Raw genomic sequence first — 18636 nt, 5'->3', positions numbered from 1 at the left:
CGAGCGCATGAGTAAGGGGCGGTACGGGCATCCCGTACCGCCCCATCTCGTACGTACCGTCAGAGGACCTTCAGAGAACCTTGGACAGGAACGACTTCGTCCGCTCGTGCTGCGGATCCGTCAGTACGTCGCGGGGGTGGCCCGACTCGACGACCACGCCGCCGTCCATGAAGACCAGGCTGTCGCCGACCTCGCGGGCGAAGCCCATCTCGTGGGTGACGACGATCATGGTCATGCCGGACTCGGCGAGGTCACGCATGACGTCGAGGACGTCGCCGACCAGTTCCGGGTCGAGGGCCGAGGTGGGCTCGTCGAAGAGCATCAGCTTCGGCTCCATGGCCAGCGCACGGGCGATCGCCACGCGCTGCTGCTGGCCGCCGGAGAGCTGCGACGGGTACGTCCCGGCCTTGTCCGCCAGGCCCACCCGCTCCAGCAACTGGCCCGCGCGCTCCCGTGCTTGGGCCTTGCTGACGCCCTTGACCTGGACGGGGGCCTCGATGATGTTCTCGAGGGCCGTCATGTGCGGGAACAGGTTGAAACGCTGGAAGACCATGCCGATGTCCCGGCGCTTCAGGGCGACCTCGTTGTCCCTGAGCTCGTACAGCTTGTCGCCCTTCTGGCGATAGCCGACCAGCTCTCCGTCCACGTACAGACGGCCCGCGTTGATCTTCTCGAGGTGGTTGATGCACCGCAGGAAGGTCGACTTGCCGGAGCCGGACGGGCCGATGAGGCAGAAGACCTCGCCGGACTGTACTTCCAGGTCGATGCCCTTGAGGACCTCGACCAGGCCGAACGACTTGTGGACGCCCTCGGCCTTCACCATGGCGGTCATGCGGCACCTCCTGCCGACGGACGGTTCGACAGGGACAGCATGTTCGCCTTGATCTTCTGGAACGGTGTGTCCGGGAGGGTGCGGCTGGAACCGCGGGCGTAGTACCGCTCCAGGTAGTACTGGCCGACGCTGAAGACCGAGGTCAGCACCAGGTACCAGGCCGCGGCGAGGAACAACATCTCGGCCGGGGCGCCGGAGGTCTGACCGATGTCCTGGGCGACACGGAGCAACTCCGAGTACTGGACCACGGACACCAGCGAGGTCGTCTTCAGCATGTTGATGACCTCGTTGCCCGTGGGCGGCACGATCACGCGCATCGCCTGCGGGACGACGATCCGGCGCAGGGTCTTGCCGTGGCTCATGCCGAGCGCGTGCGAGGCCTCGGTCTGGCCCTCGTCGACCGAGAGGAGACCGGCGCGGCAGATCTCCGCCATGTACGCGGCCTCGTTGAGGCCGAGACCCAGCAGTGCCGTCAGGAACGGGGTCATGAACTGCGACCACTCGTCCTTGTAGACCGGCCCGAGGTTGATGTACTCGAAGACCAGGCCCAGGTTGAACCAGACGATCAGCTGGACCAGGACCGGGGTGCCGCGGAAGAACCAGATGTAGAACCACGCGATGGACGAGGTGACCGGGTTCTTCGACAGGCGCATCACCGCCAGCAGGATGCCGCCGACGACGCCGATCAGCATGCACAGCACCGTGAGCAGCAGCGTGTTGCCCACGCCGCTGAGGATGCGGTCGTTGAAGAAGTAGTCCGGGATCGCACCCCAGTTGATCTTTCCCTGGGAGAACGCGTAGATGACCCCGCCCAGCAGGGCGAGGGCGATGACGGCGGAGACGTACCGTCCGTAGTGACGGACCGGGATGGCCTTGATGGCCTCCGGGCCGGCCGGCGGGGTGTCCGCCGGTCCGTCCGTCTTGTCGATGTCAACAGTCACGGGTGTTGCCTTTCAGTGCCCGCCGGCCGCGCGGTCACTTGCCGCCGTTGATGGTGGCTTCCTTCACAGCGCCGTCCTCGACGCCCCACTTCTTGATGATCTTGTCGTACTCGCCGTTCTCGATGATCGCGTCCAGGGCGGCCTTCAGCGCGTCCCGCAGCTCGGTGTTGTCCTTGGCGACCGCGATGCCGTACGGGGCGGCCTCGACCTGCTCGCCGACGAGCTCGAAGTCCTTGCCTCCGCCAGATGTCTTCACCGCGTACGCGGCGACCGGGAAGTCGGAGGAGCCGGCGTCGGCGCCGCCACCGCGCAGGCGGGTCTGGGCCTGCTGGTCGTTGTCGAAGGCCTCGATGGTGATCGTCTTGCCGCCGGTGCACTTCTTCGCCTCGGCCTTGGCGAGGTCCTCGGAAACCGTGCCGCGCTGCAGAACGATCTTCTTGCCGCACAGGTCGGACCAGGTCTTGATGCCCTGGTCGTCGCCCTTCTTGGTGTAGATCGAGACACCGGCTGTGAAGTAGTCGACGAAGTCGACGCCCTCGCCGACCTTCTTGCCCGTCTCGGAGTCGACGCCCTCCTGGCGGTCCTTGGTGTCGGTCATCGCGGACATGGCGATGTCGTACCGGTCGGAACGCAGACCGGTGATCAGCGTGTCGAACGTGCCGTTCTCGAACTCGAACTTCACGCCGAGCTGCTTGCCCATGGCAGCGGCGATGTCGGGGTCGATACCGACCGTCTTGCCGGAGTCGTCCTTGAACTCGACCGGCGCGTACGCGATGTCGGAACCGACCTTGACGACGCCCGCGTCGCGGATCTCCTTCGGCAGCTTGTCGGCCAGTGGGGCCGCTTTCGCCGAGGAGGTGTCGGTGCTGTCCGAGTTGCTGCTCTCGGTCTGGTCACCGCAGCCCGTGAGCAGCAGGGCGCCGGCGACCGCGATCGCACCGACCGCGGCTATCCGGGAGCGCGCGGCGGTCGTACGACGGGTGGAGCTTGCGGTCATGGTGATTCCTCCGGCGGAAGGGTGGAGTGCCGATGGGTCGACGAGAACACACACCTTTGTGGGTGTCGCGACCTCGTGTGATGACGGCAATCTTGCCATTCGGACGGATCCCCTCAGGGTGCCCGCTATGTCAAAATCGGATAACGGGTGACCCCCGACCCGTGCCGGACCGGTCGATCGCGACCGGATCTTGTGCGGATTCTTCGCCTTCTGGCCGGAAGATCTTCGGTGCTTCGCGCGATGCGAGCAGCCGCCTCTGCGCACTTGCGGCGCCCTGCTGACTTGTCAGGATGTGTCTGTGTATACGGGCACAATTCCTGCCAGCGTCATGTGACCTTGGTGTTATGGACTCGTCGGCGACGGCGTCCGTCCGGTAAGAAGGTTCCTTACACCCCTCATCCGGGGCTCAGGGCGCGTGTGCGGCGCGCCCGTCGCGTATGTGCCCGTACGTACCCGTACGTAGCCGTCACATCAGGGACATACGCGGTGCCCGCCCACCCCTCACCCGGAGTGGACACCCTCAACCGTTCAAGACTTAAGGGGTAAAACAAGTGGCAGCGGAGATCGTCAATCCTCGCAGCGACGGCAGTACGGATCAGGACGGCGGCGCCGAGCCTCTCGATTCCATCGACCCGGCGTTCGCCCTGCACCGGGGCGGGAAGATGGCCGTGCGGGCCACCGTTCCCGTCCGGGACAAGGACGACCTGTCCCTCGCGTACACGCCCGGCGTCGCGAAGGTGTGCAGCGCCATCGCCGAGCAGCCGGAACTCGTCCACGACTACACGTGGAAGTCCTCCGTGGTGGCCGTGGTGACGGACGGCACGGCCGTGCTCGGCCTCGGCGACATCGGCCCCGAGGCCTCCCTCCCCGTGATGGAGGGCAAGGCGATCCTGTTCAAGCAGTTCGGCGGGGTCGATGCGGTGCCGATCGCTCTGGCTACGACGGACGTCGACGAGATCATCGAGACCGTGGTGCGCCTCGCGCCGTCCTTCGGCGGGGTCAACCTCGAGGACATCTCGGCGCCCCGGTGCTTCGAGATCGAGCGGCGGCTGCAGGAGCGGGTGGACATTCCCGTCTTCCACGACGACCAGCACGGGACCGCTGTCGTCACGCTGGCCGCCCTCAGGAATGCGGCTCGGCTGACGGGGCGGTCGCTCGGGGATCTCCGTGCGGTGATCTCCGGTGCGGGGGCGGCCGGCGTCGCCATCGCCAAGTTCCTGCTCGAGGCGGGGCTTGGAGATGTCGCGGTCGCGGACCGCAAGGGTGTCGTGTCCGAGGACCGGGACGATCTGACGCCGGTCAAGCGGGAACTTGCCGCGCTGACCAACAAGGCCGGGTTGTCGGGGTCGTTGGAGGCCGCGCTCGCCGGCGCCGACGTCTTCATCGGGGTGTCCGGCGGTACGGTTCCGGAGCCGGCCGTCGCTTCCATGGCCGAGGGCGCGTTCGTGTTCGCGATGGCCAACCCGAATCCCGAGGTGCACCCCGATGTCGCGCACAAGTACGCGGCTGTGGTGGCGACCGGGCGGTCCGACTACCCCAACCAGATCAACAACGTGCTGGCGTTTCCCGGGATCTTCGCGGGGGCGCTGCAGGTGCGGGCGTCTCGGATCACGGAGGGGATGAAGATCGCGGCGGCCGAGGCGTTGGCTGCGGTCGTCGGGGACGACCTTGCCGCGGATTACGTCATCCCGTCGCCGTTCGATGAGCGGGTTGCTCCTGCGGTCACGGCGGCGGTTGCCGCTGCCGCTCGGGCGGAGGGTGTCGCTCGGCGTTGACGCCGGCGTTGCCTCCGGCGGTTGGGTGGTTGGGTTCGTTGTCGGCTGGCGGCCTCGTTGTGGCTGGTCGCGCCCACGCGGGGTGCCTCCGGCGGTTGGGCGGTTGGGTTCGTTGTCGGCTGACGGCCCGGTTGTGGCTGGTCGCGCCCACGCGGCGGAGCCGCATATGTCACAGCCTCGCGCCGCTTGGGTGGGTGGTGGGTGCGGGGCCGCGTCGGGGGTGTCCGTCCTCGGACCGGCGCGCGTTGCTGTTGGCTGGTAGGGGGTGCCGGTGTTGGCGCGCCGGCCGCTGCGGGCGCACACCCCCGCCCCGTCCCCTTGCCGCCGTGGGCGGCTGCGGGGCCGTGGGGGTGCGGGCTCCCTCCGGGCGGGCTTTCCGGGGCGCGGGCTTGCTCGGGTGCGGGCGCCTTCCGGACCGCGGGCATGCTCGGGTGCGGGCGCCTTCCCGGCCGCGGGCTGCTCGGGCGCGGGCCCCTTCCGGACGGGGGTTTCGGTTCGCGTGCTCGTCGAGGGTGCGGGCAGTCGCAGGCTTTTGCTTTTAGGGGCGCGGGGAACTGCGCGACCAGCCACAACGCACCCGCAGCCGCGACACGACTGTCACCCCCACCCCGGTAGGCACCCACCCGCCCACCCACCCGCGGTAGGCGCCCCACCGGCCGGAGGCAGAGGGGCCTGGGGGCGCAGCCCCCCCACGCGGCGGAGCCGCAAATTGTTACAGCCGGGAAGGGGCGGGGTTGGGGAACTGACCAGCCCCGACGGACCCGCAGTCGCCCACGCACCGAACCCACCGCCCCCGTGGGCGCCCCGCTGAACTGCTGACCGTTAGGGTCGGCACATGTTTGCTGCATACGCTGCACGTATTGATCGGGATCAGCCCTTGAACGGGCTGGAGTTGGGCGAGCGGCCCGCCCCCGTGGCTCGGGACGGCTGGGCGACCGTGAACGTCAGGGCCGCTTCCCTGAACCACCACGACCTGTGGTCGCTACGGGGCGTGGGCCTCCCGGAGGACCGGTTGCCGATGATCCTCGGGTGCGACGCCGCCGGGGTCGACGAGGACGGCAACGAGGTCGTGCTGCACTCCGTGATCGGGCAGACAGGACACGGCGTCGGCCCCAAGGAGCCGCGCTCCATCCTCACCGAGCGGTACCAGGGGACGTTCGCGGAACAGGTCTCCGTACCCGCCTGGAACGTACTGCCGAAGCCCAAGGAGCTCTCCTTCGAGGAGGCCGCCTGTCTGCCCACCGCCTGGCTGACGGCGTACCGCATGCTCTTCACCAACGCCGGCGTACGCCCCGGCGACTCCGTTCTCGTACAGGGCGCCGGAGGCGGTGTGGCCACCGCCGCCATCGTGCTCGGGAAGGCCGCGGGGCTGCGGGTTTTCGCCACCAGCCGCGACGAGGCGAAGCGTAAGCGGGCCGTGGATCTGGGCGCCGTGGAGGCCGTGGAGTCCGGCGCCCGGCTGCCGGAGCGCGTGGACGCGGTCATCGAAACCGTCGGTGCCGCCACCTGGTCCCACTCCGTCAAGTCCCTCAAGCCCGGCGGCACCCTCGTCATCTCGGGTGCCACCAGTGGCGACCGTCCCTCGCACGCCGAACTGACCCGCATTTTCTTCCTCGAACTCAAGGTCGTCGGCTCCACGATGGGCACGAAGGACGAACTCGAGGACCTGTTGTCCTTCTGTGCCGCGACCGGTGTGCGTCCTGTCATCGATGAAGTCCTGCCGTTGGATCGTGCCCGTGAGGGGTTCGAGCGGATGGAGTCGGGTGAGCAGTTCGGGAAGATCGTCCTCAAGCCCGCCTCCTGACGCGTCTGCCTCCATGCCTGTTCCTTGCACACCCCTTGATGTCAACCAGGGTTGACGCCAAGGGGTGTGTCAACGTACGTTGACGTCATGACCGAAGCAACAGATCTCGCCGAGCGCGCGGGTGACCGCGATCCGCGGATCGGGCTGCGGGCCGTCTCCGCCTTGCGGCGGCTGCTGGAGCAGCTCGAAGCGGTGCAGGTGCGCAGTGCGCGCAATCAGGGTTGGTCGTGGCAGGAGATCGCCGCGGAACTGGGTGTCAGCAGGCAGGCCGTCCACAAGAAGTACGGGAGGCAGTGATGTTCGAACGGTTCACCAAGGACGTTCGCGCGGTGGTGCTGGGCGCGGTCGAGCACGCAGAGCGGATGGGTGCGGAGACGGTTGAGGAACAGCACATGCTGCTGGCCCTGCTCGACCGCGAGGGCAGTCGTGGGTCGTTCGCTCTCGCCTCCCTGGGGCTCGACCGTCAGAAAGAGTCAGCGAAGGAGGCCCTGGCCGAGGCGCGGCGACGGGGTGGGCTGTCGCGCGCCGAGGCGGACGCCCTGTCCGGTCTCGGCGTTGACCTCTCGGAGATCGTCTCCAGGGTCGAAGAAGCCCATGGCGTGGGCGCGTTGGGGTCCGACGGGAAGGACAAGGGGCGCGGCAAGGGGTGGTGGTCCGGGTTCATCGGCGGTCATCGTCCTTTCACTCGTGGCGCCAAGGATCTGCTTACGGAGTCCCTGCGCATCGCGATCGCTCACAAGGACCGGCACATCGGTGACGAGCACATCCTGATCGCCCTCACCTCCCGCCCCGGCGTCCCCGCGGAGGTGCTGGCCGACCACGGGGTGACGTACGCGTCACTGCGGCGCGTGCTCTATGGCGGGGGAGAGGCGAAGGCCGGCTGAGGCGAGGGGCGGCCGGGGTACGGTGCCCGGAGCTTCCGCGGGCGGCCGCACCCTTGAGAGCCCCCCGCTCAGCCCTGAGGCTGCCCCATTAGCCCTTGGGCCGCAGTACCACCCCTATGTGTGCCGCCGCCGTCGACAAGTGGCGGCGGCACTCCCGCAGTTGGTCCTCCGTCACCCCGTTGTCGCGGGCCGCGTCGCGGATGTCGTCGCGGAAGCGGTCCAGGAGGCGGTCGAGGTCGCGGGTGGGTTCGCCGGTCGAGTCGTCGTGCGCCCAGGCGGGTTCGTAGTCGGCGGGGAAGTCCTCGGGGGTGACCGTGTAGTCCGGCTCCGGTGTCCGCTCCCTCTCCGGCCGGCCTGCGTCCTTCCCGAAGCCCTTGCCGAAGTCCTTTCCGAACTCGCCGAATTCCTTGGCGAGTTCGGACAGGCCCTCCCGTACGCCCGTGGGCCAGTCGCCCCGTGCGAAGTGGTCCTGTACCTGGTCCTGGACGCGCTTGGCGACGCGCTGGAGTTCCTGGGCCTGGGCCCGCGCCCTTTCCTGGGCCTCCTTGGCCTGGCGGCGTGCGCGCTGGGCCTCCTCGCGAGCCCGTCGGCTCTCGTCCTTCGCTCGCCTGGCTTGTTCCTTCCACTCCTGCTTGACGCGGCGCATCTCCTCCTTCGCGGTACGCCATGCCTCCTTCTCCATGTACTCCGTGGAGTCCCCGTAGGCGGCCTCGTGCTCCCCCTGCCGCCCCTTGGCGCCGCCCGAGTTGGGCCTCCGGCGTGCCTCGCTCGCCGCCGCTCGCATCTCGCGGCGCAGGTCTCCCGCCGCGCCCCGTACGTCGGCCCTGATTTCGGCGGCAAGCTCCGCCACCGACTCGCGGATCTCCAGCTCCAGGTCGGCCAACTCGCCGCTGCGGTCGGCCAGTTCGGCGCGGCCCGCGTCTGTGATCGCGTACACCTTGCGGCCGCCCTCGGTGGTGTGGATGACCAGGCCCTCGGCTTCCAGCTTGGCCAGGCGGGGGTACACGGTGCCGGCCGAGGGCGCGTACAGGCCCTGGAAGCGCTCCTCGAGGAGCCGGATCACCTCGTAGCCGTGGCGTGGCGCCTCGTCCAGCAGCTTCAGGAGGTAGAGCCGCAGTCGTCCGTGGGCAAAGACGGGAGACATGTCAGAGCCCCTTCTTGTCGTTCGGGCTGTCGGACGGGGAGTCGGCGGGGCTCTCGTCGGATGGGCCGGTGCCGGTGTCCTTCGGCTCGGCGTCCCATGGCTCGTCCTCCGAGGGAGGCCTCCGCAGCAACGCGATCGAACCCGAGACCGTCGTCGCCTTCAGCTTTCCGGTGCCCGAGCCCAGGCGGCCGGTGATTTTGTGGGCGCCCCACTGGCCGCTGACCCGGAGGTCGTCGAAGGCGTTGGAGACGGTGCCGCTCGCGGTGTCGACCTCGACCTCCGCGTCCGCGGGGTGCGGCAGCCGGACGGCGATCTCCCCCGAGACGTTGTTCAGCCTGACCTCGGTGGGGCTGTCCGTGTCGAGGTCGACGATCATCGAGCCGCTCACCGAATCCGCCCGCACGCTGGAGCCCGAGCCCTCTACGACGGTGAGGTCACCGGAGACGGAGTTGAAGCGCAGGTCGCCGGTGACGGCCTGGGCCTCCAGGTTCCCCGAGACCGTGTCGGCGCGCACGGGGCCGGAGAGGCCGACGAGGGTCGTGTCTCCCGTGACGCCCTTCACCACTGTCGGCCCGTCCACCCCGGAGACCACGGCGGCGGCGCCGACCACGCCGACCTCTACGCGCGCATGTGCCGGAATCGCCAGGGAGACCACCGCCCCGCGACGCCAGCCCTTGCGGTCGAGCCACTTGAGGAAGCCCTTCCACGGCAGGTCCTCGTACGCAACCGTGAGGGTGCCGTCCTTGTGGGTCACCACGAGAGGTGGTCCCTCTATCTCGGTCACCTCGAGGCGGGTGGAACCCTCGTCCACCCCCACGACGTTCACCGTTCCGTTGACGAGTCGCACATGGAGCTCCGTCACGGGGTCATCGAAGGTGAGCTTCTTGGGCTCGGCGACTGACCACTCGGACATGGTGCTGACCTCCTCGACGCGAACGAACGGGACGTTGCGGAACATCGCGACAGCGGTCACCGGCCAACAGGAGCCAAGACTGATCGCGCCATATCGCGTCTTCTGCTATTCACGATATATCGCGGTCAGGGAAAGTCAAGACACCCGTTCCGGTGATCTCATGAGGGGTGACTGCGCAGCTGCGAGGCAGGCCTCGAGGCCTGCCTCGTCAACGGGCGTCGCTCGCCCTTACTCGTCGTCCTCGTCGTCCAGCCGCGCCAGCCAGGTCGCCAGCCGCTCCACCGGCACCTCGAAGTCCGGGTTGAGATCGACGAACGTACGGAACTGCTCGGCGAGCCACTCGAAGGTGACCTCTTCCTCGCCGCGCCGCTTCTCCAGTTCCTCGATGCCACGGTCGGTGAAGTACACGGATGCTCTCCTGGGGGCGTAGTTCTGACCTCTCCAGGTTATGCGGCGCCGGACCTTCGGCCGCACGCGCCCGCACGCGCCCGTACGGGCCCGCACACGTCGGAGGGCCCGGCCCCGAGACGAACTCAGTGCCGGGCCCTCCGGACGGCGCCCTTCAGAGGCGTACGCCCGAGACTTACGCCTCGAACACCTCCCGTACCAACTGCTCCTGCTCGGCCTGGTGCCGCTTCGCCGAACCCACCGCCGGAGACGAGCCGTGCGGGCGGGAGATCCGCCGCAGCCGCTCGCCGTGCGGGATGTCCGCGCCGACCGCCAGGTCCAGGTGGTCGATGAGGTTGAGGGCGATGAAGGGCCAGGCGCCCTGGTTCGCCGGTTCCTCCTGGGCCCAGAGGTACTTCTCGACGTTCGGGTACTTGGCGATCTCGGCCTGGAGCTCGGCACCCGGGATCGGGTACAGGCGCTCGATGCGGATGATCGCCGTGTCCTTGGCGCCGCGCTTCTGACGCTCCGCGTCGAGGTCGTAGTAGACCTTGCCGCTGCAGAAGACGACCTTGCGGACCGCGGCCGGGTCCACCGACGCGTCGCCGATGACCGGACGGAAGCCGCCCGTCGTGAACTCCTCCGCCTTCGACGCCGCCGCCTTCAGACGCAGCATCGACTTCGGGGTGAAGACGACCAGCGGCTTGTGGTGCGGGTTGTGGACCTGCCAGCGCAGCAGGTGGAAGTAGTTCGACGGGAGGGTCGGCATCGCGACCGTCATGTTGTTCTGGGCGCAGAGCTGGAGGAACCGCTCCGGGCGGGCCGAGGAGTGGTCCGGGCCCTGGCCCTCGTAACCGTGGGGGAGGAGCAGCGTGACGCCGGACGTCTGCGCCCACTTCTGCTCCGCCGACGAGATGAACTCGTCCACGACCGTCTGGGCGCCGTTGACGAAGTCGCCGAACTGCGCCTCCCACAGGACCAGCGCCTCGGGACGGGCCAGGGAGTAGCCGTACTCGAAGCCCATGACCGCGTACTCGGAGAGCAGCGAGTCGTAGACGTTGTAACGCGCCTGGTCCTCGGAGAGGTACTGGAGCGGGGTGTAGTCCTCGCCCGTGTTCTGGTCCACCAGGACCGCGTGGCGCTGGCCGAACGTGCCGCGGCGGGAGTCCTGGCCCGACAGACGGACCGGGGTGCCCTCCATCAGCAGCGAGCCGAAGGCCAGGGTCTCGCCCATGCCCCAGTCGATCGTGCCGTCCTCGATCATCGCCGCGCGGCGCTGCATCTGCGGCATCAGGCGCGGGTGGACGGTGATGTGATCGGGGATGTTGACCTGCGACTCGGCGATCCGCTTCACGACCTCCTGGGAGATCGCGGTGTCCACGTGGACCGGGAACTCGGCCTCGGGCTGCGGGACATGCACCTCGGCCGGCGCCTGGGCGGCCTCGCGGACCTCGGTGAAGACCTTCTCCAGCTGGCCCTGGAAGTCCTGCAGCGCCTGCTCCGCCTCTTCCAGCGTGATGTCGCCGCGACCGATGAGGGACTCGGTGTAGAGCTTGCGCACCGAGCGCTTCTTGTCGATCAGGCTGTACATCTGCGGGTTCGTGAACGACGGGTTGTCGGTCTCGTTGTGCCCGCGGCGGCGGTAGCAGATGAGGTCGATGACGACGTCCTTGTTGAACGCCTGCCGGAACTCGAAGGCCAGGCGTGCGACGCGGACGACGGCCTCGGGGTCGTCGCCGTTCACGTGGAAGATCGGCGCCTCGATCATCCGGGCCACGTCGGTGGAGTACATCGACGAGCGCGCGGACTCCGGTGGGGCCGTGAAGCCGACCTGGTTGTTGATGATGATGTGGACCGAGCCGCCGGTGCGGTAGCCGCGCAGCTGCGACATGTTCAGGGTCTCGGCCACGACGCCCTGGCCCGCGAAGGCCGCGTCGCCGTGCAGGGCGATCGGCAGGACCGTGAAGTCCGTGCCGCCCTTGCCGATGATGTCCTGCTTGGCGCGGGCGACGCCCTCCAGGACCGGGTCGACCGCCTCCAGGTGCGAGGGGTTCGCGGTGAGCGACACCTTGATCTGCTCGCCGTCCAGGCCCGTGAACGTGCCCTCGGCGCCCAGGTGGTACTTCACGTCACCGGAGCCGTGCATCGACTTCGGGTCGAGGTTGCCCTCGAACTCGCGGAAGATCTGCGCGTACGACTTGCCGACGATGTTGGCGAGCACGTTCAGCCGGCCGCGGTGGGCCATGCCGATGACGACCTCGTCCAGGCGGGACTCGGCGGCGCTGTCGATGACCGCGTCGAGGAGCGGGATGACGGACTCGCCGCCCTCCAGCGAGAACCGCTTCTGGCCGACGTACTTCGTCTGCAGGAAGGTCTCGAAAGCCTCCGCCGCGTTCAGCCGGCGCAGGATGCGCAGCTGCTCCTCGCGCTCCGGCTTGGTGTGGCCGCGCTCGACGCGGTCCTGGATCCACTTGCGCTGCTTCGGGTCCTGGATGTGCATGAACTCGACGCCGGTGGTGCGGCAGTACGAGTCGCGCAGGACGCCGAGGATGTCGCGCAGCTTCATCATCGACTTGCCGGCGAAGCCGCCGACCGCGAACTCGCGCTCCAGGTCCCACAGGGTGAGCCCGTGCTCGGTGATGTCCAGGTCGGGGTGCTTGCGCTGCTTGTACTCCAGCGGGTCGGTGTCGGCCATGACATGGCCGCGGACCCGGTAGGAGTGGATCAGCTCGAAGACGCGGGCGGCCTTCGTGACGTCGTCGTCGTGCGAGGCGTCGATGTCCTTGAGCCAGCGGACCGGCTCGTACGGGATGCGCAGGGCCTCGAAGATCTCGTCGTAGAAGCCGTTCTCGCCGAGGAGGAGGTTCGCGACGATGCGGAGGAACTCGCCGGAGGCGGCGCCCTGGATGACCCGGTGGTCGTACGTCGACGTCAGGGTCATGACCTTGGAGATGCCCAGCTTGTTGAGCGTGTCCTGGGACGTGCCCTGGAACTCCGCCGGGTAGTCCATCGAGCCGACGCCCATGATGACCGACTGGCCGGGCATCAGGCGGGGCACGGAGTGGACGGTACCGAGGCCGCCGGGGTTGGTCAGGGAGACCGTGACACCGGAGAAGTCGTCCATCGTCAGCTTGCCGTCGCGGGCGCGGCGGACGATGTCCTCGTAGGCCTGCCAGAACTCGAAGAAGTTCAGCGTCTCGGCCTTCTTGATGCCGGCGACGACGAGCTGACGGTCGCCGTTCGGCTTCACCAGGTCGATCGCCAGGCCGAAGTTGACGTGCTCCGGCTTGACCAGGGTGGGCTTGCCGTCCTTCTCGGCGTAGTGGTAGTTCATCGACGGCATGGCCTTGAGGGCCTGCACCATCGCGTAGCCGATGAGGTGGGTGAAGGAGATCTTCCCGCCCCGGGCGCGCTTCAGATGGTTGTTGATGACGATGCGGTTGTCGAAGAGCAGCTTCACCGGGACCGCGCGCACCGACGTGGCCGTGGGCAGCTCCAGGGAGGCGTTCATGTTCTTCGCAACGGCCGCGGCGGGGCCGCGCAGCGGTACGTACTCCGGGCCGCCCTGTGCCTCGGTCGCGGGAGCGGCCTTGGCGGGCGCGGCCTTCGCGGCGGCCGGCTTGGCGGCGGCAGCGGGCTTGGCGGCGGGAGCCGGGGCCTGAGCCGGGGCGGCGGCTGCGGGCTTCGGCGCCGCGGGGGCGGCCGGAGCGGGCGCGGCCGGAGCCTGGCCGTCGACGGAGGCCGGGGCGGCGGGAGCCGGAGCCGCGGGCGCGGCCTGAGCGGTCGATGGGGGTCCCCCCGCGCGGGTGGATTCGAGCGTGGGGGAAGTTCCTGCGGCCCCCGCGGCCGCAGTACGCGACGTGGCCGAGGCGGCGACGCCACCCGGCTTGTAGTCGGCGAAGAAGTCCCACCAGGCGCGGTCTACCGAATTCGGGTCCTGGAGGTACTGCTGATAGATCTCGTCGACGAGCCACTCGTTCGGACCGAAGGCGGCGGCCGGGTTCTTCCCGGCCTTCCCGGCTTGGTCGTCAGTGGAGATGCTCGAGTTACTGGGGGACTGTGGCGACACGGCGGCAACCGCCCTCTTCCGCTTCACAAGGTGATGGACAGCGGGAATTAAGGCTACGCCTCCATAGCCGCTGCATGCAGGCCGGGCGGGTTGATCGTCATGTAAGTCACATCGAAACGCGTGTTTCGGTGCTGGAAATGGCGGGAAACAAGCGCGGTTGCCCTGTGGATGCCCCGCGGAATCCGTGCATCTCGCCCTGCTCTTGCGGCTCGGGCTCGAACGCCGCGTCAGCCGTGAGCGGAGGCAGCCCCGGAAGAGTGACCTTGATCCGGCAGCCGCGCTGGGATTCGGCCACACCGATCCGGCCGCCGTGCAGATCGACCGCCCAACGCGCGATCGCCAGCCCCAGACCCGTACCGCCGTCGCTGCCCGGACCGTGCGGTGCGGCGACTCCGCCGCGGTTGAAACGCTCGAAGACCCGGTGCCACTCCGACTGCGGAATCCCCGGACCCTCGTCCAGCACCTCCAGATCGAGCGACTCCGGATACTCCCCGCGCCGCGCCTTCACCGTCACGCGGCCGTGCGGCGGGCTGTGCTTGACCGCGTTGTCGATGAGGTTGGCGACGACCTGGTGGATCCGCTCCGGGTCGGCGTGCGCGGTCAGCTCGGGCGGCGACACGTCCAGGTGCAGATGCACGTCCGTACGCGTGTGAGTACCGGACCCTGAGGAGATGCCCCCGCGCGCGGAGACCACCATGTTGGCCTCCTTCAGTACGCCGGACAGGTACGGCCACACCTCGAAGCGGCGCTTGCGCAGCGGTACGACGCCGTTGTCCAGCCGGGACAGGTCGAGCAGTGTGTCCACCAGGCGCCCGAGGCGCTCGGTCTGCTTGAGCGCCGTACGCATCGTCTCGGGATCGGCGGCCGAGACACCGTCCACGACGTTCTCCAGGACCGCGCGCAGTCCGGCGATCGGCGTCCGCAGCTCGTGCGAGACGTTCGCGACCAGCTCCTTGCGCTGGCGGTCCTGGGCCTCCAGGTCGTCGGCCATGCGGTTGATCGTCTGGGCCAGGTCGCCCAGTTCGTCGCGGCGGTCGGCGCCCTTGACCCGGCTCGTGTAGTCGCCGTGCGAGATGTTCCGGGCGACGGTGTTCATCTCGTCCAGGGGAGACGTCAGCGAGTGCGCCACGAACTGCGTGATCAGCAGGGTCGCGATCATCGAGAAGACGGTGATGAAGCGCAGCTCGGTCTCCGTGCGCACCGCGATCATCATCAGCACGGTGGTGATGAAGACCGAGACGACGACCAGCGCGCCGAGCTTCGTCTTGATCGAGAAGGGGCGTACGCCCTCCCAGAGGCTCGCGCTCCAGCCGCTCGCCGCCTTCTTGCGCGTATCGTCGCGCGCCTCGTCGGCCTCGCTCATGGAACAGCCTCCTCAGAAGATCGGGCTCGTCGGACTCAAGGAGTGGGGGTCTCCAGCGCGTAGCCGACGCCGTGCACGGTACGGATCCGCTCGGCGCCGATCTTCCGGCGCAAGGCCTTGATGTGACTGTCCACGGTACGGGTGCCGGAGGCGTCCGCCCAGTCCCACACCTCGGCGAGCAGCTGCTCCCGGGAGAGCACCGCGCGCGGCGTATTGGCCAGGCAGACCAGCAGATCGAACTCGGTGGGCGTCAGATGAACGTCCTCGCTGCGCACCCGCACCCGCCGCTGCGCATGGTCGATCTCCAGCTCGCCCAGGCGCAGGATGCCGGAGCGAGGCGTCGACGCGGCGACCACGGCGCGCTCCACGCGGCGCAGCAGCACATGGACGCGTGCGGCCAGCTCACGCATGGAGAAAGGCTTCGTCATGTAGTCGTCGGCGCCCACGCCGAGCCCGACGAGCATGTCCGTCTCGTCGTCGCGTGCCGTCAGCATCAGCACCGGCACCGGGCGCTGCGCCTGCACGCGGCGGCAGACTTCCAGGCCGTCGAAGCCCGGCAGCATGATGTCGAGGATCAGCAGATCGGGCTGCCAGGCCTCGGCCGTGTCGACGGCGGCCGGTCCGTCACCGGCGGTTTGCACGAGAAATCCCTCGGCCCGCAACCGGGCGGCGATGGCGTCCACGATCGTCGGATCGTCCTCGACCACCAGCACCCGGCGCTGTGCGCCCTGCGTCGCCGCCGCGCCGTTGTGGGAGGTGTGTGTCTGCTCCATCGCCCGCCCCTGAGGTGTGCTTTCCGGAATCGTGGGGGTGATTCCATGACTGCGCTTGACGCTTGAATGATCTGCGTCAGGTCAGCAGAGTACGGGCAGTGACCACCGCTCGGCTATCCAGGCCCGACAGCGAGATGCACGACGTCCGGAACGCCCCGGGCAACCGGGATCTCTTCGGTACGCACCTGCCGGAACCCGGCATTCCTCAACCTTCCCTCGAAATCAGACGAGGGTTGAGCCGACCACACGGCCAGCACCCCTCCTGGCCTCAACACCCTTGCGCACGCGGCGAGTCCGGCCGCCGAATAGAGGCTTTCGTTGCCCTCCGTCACGGTCCATCCCGGCCCGTTGTCGATGTCGAGGCAGAGCGCGTCGTATATGCCGGATGTCTCATTGACATAGGCGATCAAATCGTCCTCGACGATCTCGGTACGCGGATCCGCGAGCGCCGCGGCCGAGATCTCCGACAACGGCCCGTCCAGATGCCAGTCGATGACGGCCCGCTCCCGCTCGACCACCGCGATCCGCCCCCACCGCGGATCACCGGCCGCATGCGCCAGCGAGAACCCGACGCCGAGCCCGCCGATCAGCACACTCGGCTCCGGCCGCCCGTCGAGCGCATCCCGAGCGGCGTCGATGAGCAGCCGCTCGGACCGCCCGTCCGATGTGTCCATCAGAAAGCACCCGTTGGCGATGATCTGCAGCAACTCGCCATGCCGCCGCAGCACGACTTCGCCGTACGGGCCGTTGCGGCGGTCTAGGACTACGGGGACTACGTGGCTGTCGTACGCGGTGGTCATCCACCCATCTTTACAAGTCCTTCAGGGGAGGGTCAGCCGGTGCACAGGGGCACGTGGCGGGCGCGTGCGACTTGATGTGGTGCGGGAGCGCGGCGAGTTGGGGGTGGTGCGTGGGGAGTACGACGGTGGGGGCGCCGCTTTCGCGGAGGGTGGGGGCGGTGCCGGCCAGGCACGGCGGGTGCGCCGGGTGGCGGCCGGAGGTGGCAGGTGAAGCGGGTGCCGACCGGGTGCGGCAGATCAGCCAGGTGTCGGCCTGGCGCGGCAGGTCAGCCGGCGGAGCGGAGGTCGGAGACGAGCCGGAAGCGTTCCAGGACCACGGGCGTCGTGTCGTCGACGGTGAACCGGGGGTCCTCCAGTGCCGCGCGCATCTCCTCGCTGTGCCAGAACCGTTCGTGGCCCTCTCGCCACTCGGCCACGCTGGTGTACCCCTCCCCTTCGCCCACCGCGTGGGCGAGATCCACCTGCGCCAGCGGGACGACGCGGACACCGGTCACCTCGATAACCCCCACCGGCCGGTCGTCGGAGTCGACGACCACGGAACGGCTCCCGGCCTCCGGGAGGGGCTCCCCCTCGTGCTCGTACTCCACAAGAAGCTGCGTCGTGGAGGTCTTGGACCCGTCGAGGATCGCCGCGACAAGCCGGTCGCGCAGCGGGCCGGGAAAGGCGAACTCGGCTTTGGGCAACGATGCGAGGCCTTCGGGCGAGGCCGAGTCGGTCGTCATGTGGTGACGGTAGTCCGTAGCCTGCGGTCATGGCCGAACAAGCGGAGCGACCGCTGCTCTTCCTGGATGTCGATGGAACCCTCTTGCCCTATGGGGGAGCGCGGCTTCCCGCAGCCCTCGAGGACTGGGGCGGCTGGCAGGACGTGTCGAATCCTCAGCTGACGAAGATCGATCTCGCGCATGGTCCGCGTTTGCTGGCGCTGTCCTGCACCTTGGTGTGGGCCACGGCCTGGATGGACGATGCCAACGAGGTGATAGCGCCGCTGCTCGGGCTGCCTGAGCTTCCCGTGGCGGACCTGCCGGACGCGCCGGAGGAGGACGAGGCAGGCGGGCTGCACTGGAAGACCCGAGCCCTCGTCGAGACCGCGGCGGGACGCCCGTTCATCTGGGTCGACGACGAGTTGACCGATCTCGATCGCGCCTGGGTGTCAACGCACCATCCAGGGCAGGCACTTCTCCACCGCGTCGATTCCACGATCGGCCTCATCGATACGGACTTCGCCGTGCTCGAGGAGTGGCTGCGCGCAGCGTGAGGGACGGTCCCGGGCGCCTCAGGCAAGCTCCCGTGGCCCGTAGACGGCGTGCTCGGCGCCCGTGGCAAGTGCCCAGTAGCGGTCGCCGTAGGACCAATGCCACCACTCGGTCGGGTAGTTGACGAGGCCCGCCGCCGTCAGCGCATCGACGAGAAGCTGCCGGTTGGCTCGCGCTTCCGGGCCGATGTTGGGGGCGGCGGTGTAGCAGGCGCCTTCGCTCTCCTCCGGGCTGGCGTTCACTCGGGTTCCCATGTCGAGTTCCTGGCCGGCGGCCGTGACGAGGGTGAGGTCGACGGCGGCGCCGGCGCTGTGCGGGGCGATCTCCGGAGGGGACACGTAGCGGCTTGCGGCAGCGCGGAGTTGTTCCGGAGTCCAGTCGGGGTTGTTGCTCCGAAGTTCGTCGGCGTATCCCTCGAAGTACGAACGCTGCAAGGCGGGTGGCCGGTATCCCTCGACGAACAGCAGATGGATGCTGTCCGGCAGCAGCTTTTGTGCGTCGAGGAGCCGGGTCAGGACGCCTTCCCGCAGGTGAGCGAAGGCCCCTGAGGCATCATTTCTGCGAGCGTCGACGTCTATGGGGAACGGCTCGTGGAGCCGGACGTCGAGGAGCGGTTCGTCGCAGTCCACCACGGGTATGGCTGCGATCTTCGGGTCTGACATCAACACGATCTCGGGCATGGACCGATCATGGCCTAACGA

At 68.7% G+C, this 18636-nt stretch carries 17 protein-coding genes; 5 read left to right on the top strand and 12 right to left on the bottom strand.

The annotated features are described in order from the left end of the window. Nucleotides 1–70 precede the first annotated feature (70 nt). Genes OHT21_RS14500 through OHT21_RS14490 form a run of 3 tightly spaced genes read right to left on the bottom strand, consistent with a single transcriptional unit; the run spans nt 71 to nt 2770 of the window. Nucleotides 71–832 (bottom strand): amino acid ABC transporter ATP-binding protein, encoded by a 762-nt coding sequence (locus OHT21_RS14500; protein ID WP_328768703.1) that lies wholly within the window; start codon nt 830–832, stop codon nt 71–73. Then, nucleotides 829–1773: an amino acid ABC transporter permease gene (locus tag OHT21_RS14495; RefSeq protein WP_328768702.1), complete on the bottom strand. Its 945-nt coding sequence runs from the start codon at nt 1771–1773 to the stop codon at nt 829–831. Before OHT21_RS14495 ends, OHT21_RS14500 begins: the two co-directional genes overlap by 4 nt. A 34-nt stretch (nt 1774–1807) precedes the next feature. Further along, nucleotides 1808–2770, bottom strand: a complete 963-nt coding sequence (locus OHT21_RS14490) for an ABC transporter substrate-binding protein (protein ID WP_328768701.1) — start codon at nt 2768–2770, stop codon at nt 1808–1810. Nucleotides 2771–3321: 551 nt separating this feature from the next. Between OHT21_RS14490 and OHT21_RS14485 the strand changes: the two genes are divergently transcribed. The 4 genes from OHT21_RS14485 to OHT21_RS14470 all read left to right on the top strand — a co-directional run bounded on the left by OHT21_RS14485 (nt 3322) and on the right by OHT21_RS14470 (nt 7233). Beyond that, nucleotides 3322–4545 (top strand): NAD(P)-dependent malic enzyme, encoded by a 1224-nt coding sequence (locus OHT21_RS14485; RefSeq protein ID WP_328768700.1) that lies wholly within the window; start codon nt 3322–3324, stop codon nt 4543–4545. A gap of 835 nt (nt 4546–5380) precedes the next feature. After that, on the top strand, nt 5381–6349 hold the full coding sequence (locus tag OHT21_RS14480; protein WP_328768699.1) for a zinc-binding dehydrogenase: 969 nt from the start codon (nt 5381–5383) through the stop codon (nt 6347–6349). 87 nt (nt 6350–6436) lie between these two features. Beyond that, on the top strand, nt 6437–6646 hold the full coding sequence (locus OHT21_RS14475) for a helix-turn-helix domain-containing protein (RefSeq protein ID WP_010984411.1): 210 nt from the start codon (nt 6437–6439) through the stop codon (nt 6644–6646). Continuing rightward, nucleotides 6646–7233 carry a Clp protease N-terminal domain-containing protein gene (locus OHT21_RS14470; protein ID WP_328768698.1) on the top strand — a complete coding sequence of 196 codons (588 nt, stop codon included), beginning with the start codon at nt 6646–6648 and terminating at the stop codon, nt 7231–7233. Before OHT21_RS14475 ends, OHT21_RS14470 begins: the two co-directional genes overlap by 1 nt. A gap of 88 nt (nt 7234–7321) precedes the next feature. Here the strand turns inward: OHT21_RS14470 and OHT21_RS14465 are convergent, their stop codons facing one another. The 8 genes from OHT21_RS14465 to OHT21_RS14430 form a co-directional block, all read right to left on the bottom strand. Then, nucleotides 7322–8377: a PadR family transcriptional regulator gene (locus OHT21_RS14465; RefSeq protein ID WP_328768697.1), complete on the bottom strand. Its 1056-nt coding sequence runs from the start codon at nt 8375–8377 to the stop codon at nt 7322–7324. A 1-nt stretch (nt 8378) separates the two neighbouring features. Further along, nucleotides 8379–9290 (bottom strand): DUF4097 family beta strand repeat-containing protein, encoded by a 912-nt coding sequence (locus OHT21_RS14460; RefSeq protein WP_328768696.1) that lies wholly within the window; start codon nt 9288–9290, stop codon nt 8379–8381. Nucleotides 9291–9518: 228 nt separating this feature from the next. Beyond that, a complete protein-coding gene (locus OHT21_RS14455) occupies nt 9519–9698 on the bottom strand; it encodes a DUF6104 family protein (protein ID WP_236239996.1) in 180 nt (59 codons plus the stop codon). Nucleotides 9699–9873: 175 nt separating this feature from the next. Beyond that, complete coding sequence (locus OHT21_RS14450; RefSeq protein WP_328768695.1) at nt 9874–13746, bottom strand: multifunctional oxoglutarate decarboxylase/oxoglutarate dehydrogenase thiamine pyrophosphate-binding subunit/dihydrolipoyllysine-residue succinyltransferase subunit; 3873 nt, start codon at nt 13744–13746, stop codon at nt 9874–9876. Between the two features lie 106 nt (nt 13747–13852). Beyond that, entirely contained in the window at nt 13853–15109 is a 1257-nt protein-coding gene (locus OHT21_RS14445; RefSeq protein ID WP_328768694.1) for a HAMP domain-containing sensor histidine kinase, read from the bottom strand. Nucleotides 15110–15144: 35 nt separating this feature from the next. Further along, nucleotides 15145–15882 (bottom strand): response regulator transcription factor, encoded by a 738-nt coding sequence (locus OHT21_RS14440; RefSeq protein WP_328768693.1) that lies wholly within the window; start codon nt 15880–15882, stop codon nt 15145–15147. A gap of 113 nt (nt 15883–15995) precedes the next feature. Next, on the bottom strand, nt 15996–16682 hold the full coding sequence (locus tag OHT21_RS14435; protein ID WP_328768692.1) for a spermidine synthase: 687 nt from the start codon (nt 16680–16682) through the stop codon (nt 15996–15998). 266 nt (nt 16683–16948) lie between these two features. Next, a complete protein-coding gene (locus tag OHT21_RS14430) occupies nt 16949–17404 on the bottom strand; it encodes an ASCH domain-containing protein (RefSeq protein ID WP_328768691.1) in 456 nt (151 codons plus the stop codon). 29 nt (nt 17405–17433) lie between these two features. Between OHT21_RS14430 and OHT21_RS14425 the strand changes: the two genes are divergently transcribed. After that, nucleotides 17434–17937, top strand: coding sequence for an HAD domain-containing protein (locus tag OHT21_RS14425; protein WP_328768689.1), 504 nt, complete (start codon nt 17434–17436; stop codon nt 17935–17937). 18 nt (nt 17938–17955) lie between these two features. On the opposite strand, the gene OHT21_RS14420 is transcribed toward OHT21_RS14425, so the two are convergent. Continuing rightward, the gene (locus OHT21_RS14420) at nt 17956–18615 is read right to left on the bottom strand and encodes a M15 family metallopeptidase (protein ID WP_328768687.1); all 660 of its coding nucleotides are present in this window, start codon (nt 18613–18615) and stop codon (nt 17956–17958) included. Nucleotides 18616–18636 lie beyond the last annotated feature (21 nt).

Source organism: Streptomyces sp. NBC_00286 (genome assembly GCF_036173125.1).
Classification (GTDB): domain Bacteria; phylum Actinomycetota; class Actinomycetes; order Streptomycetales; family Streptomycetaceae; genus Streptomyces.
This window is presented reverse-complemented; position numbering and strand designations above follow the sequence as displayed.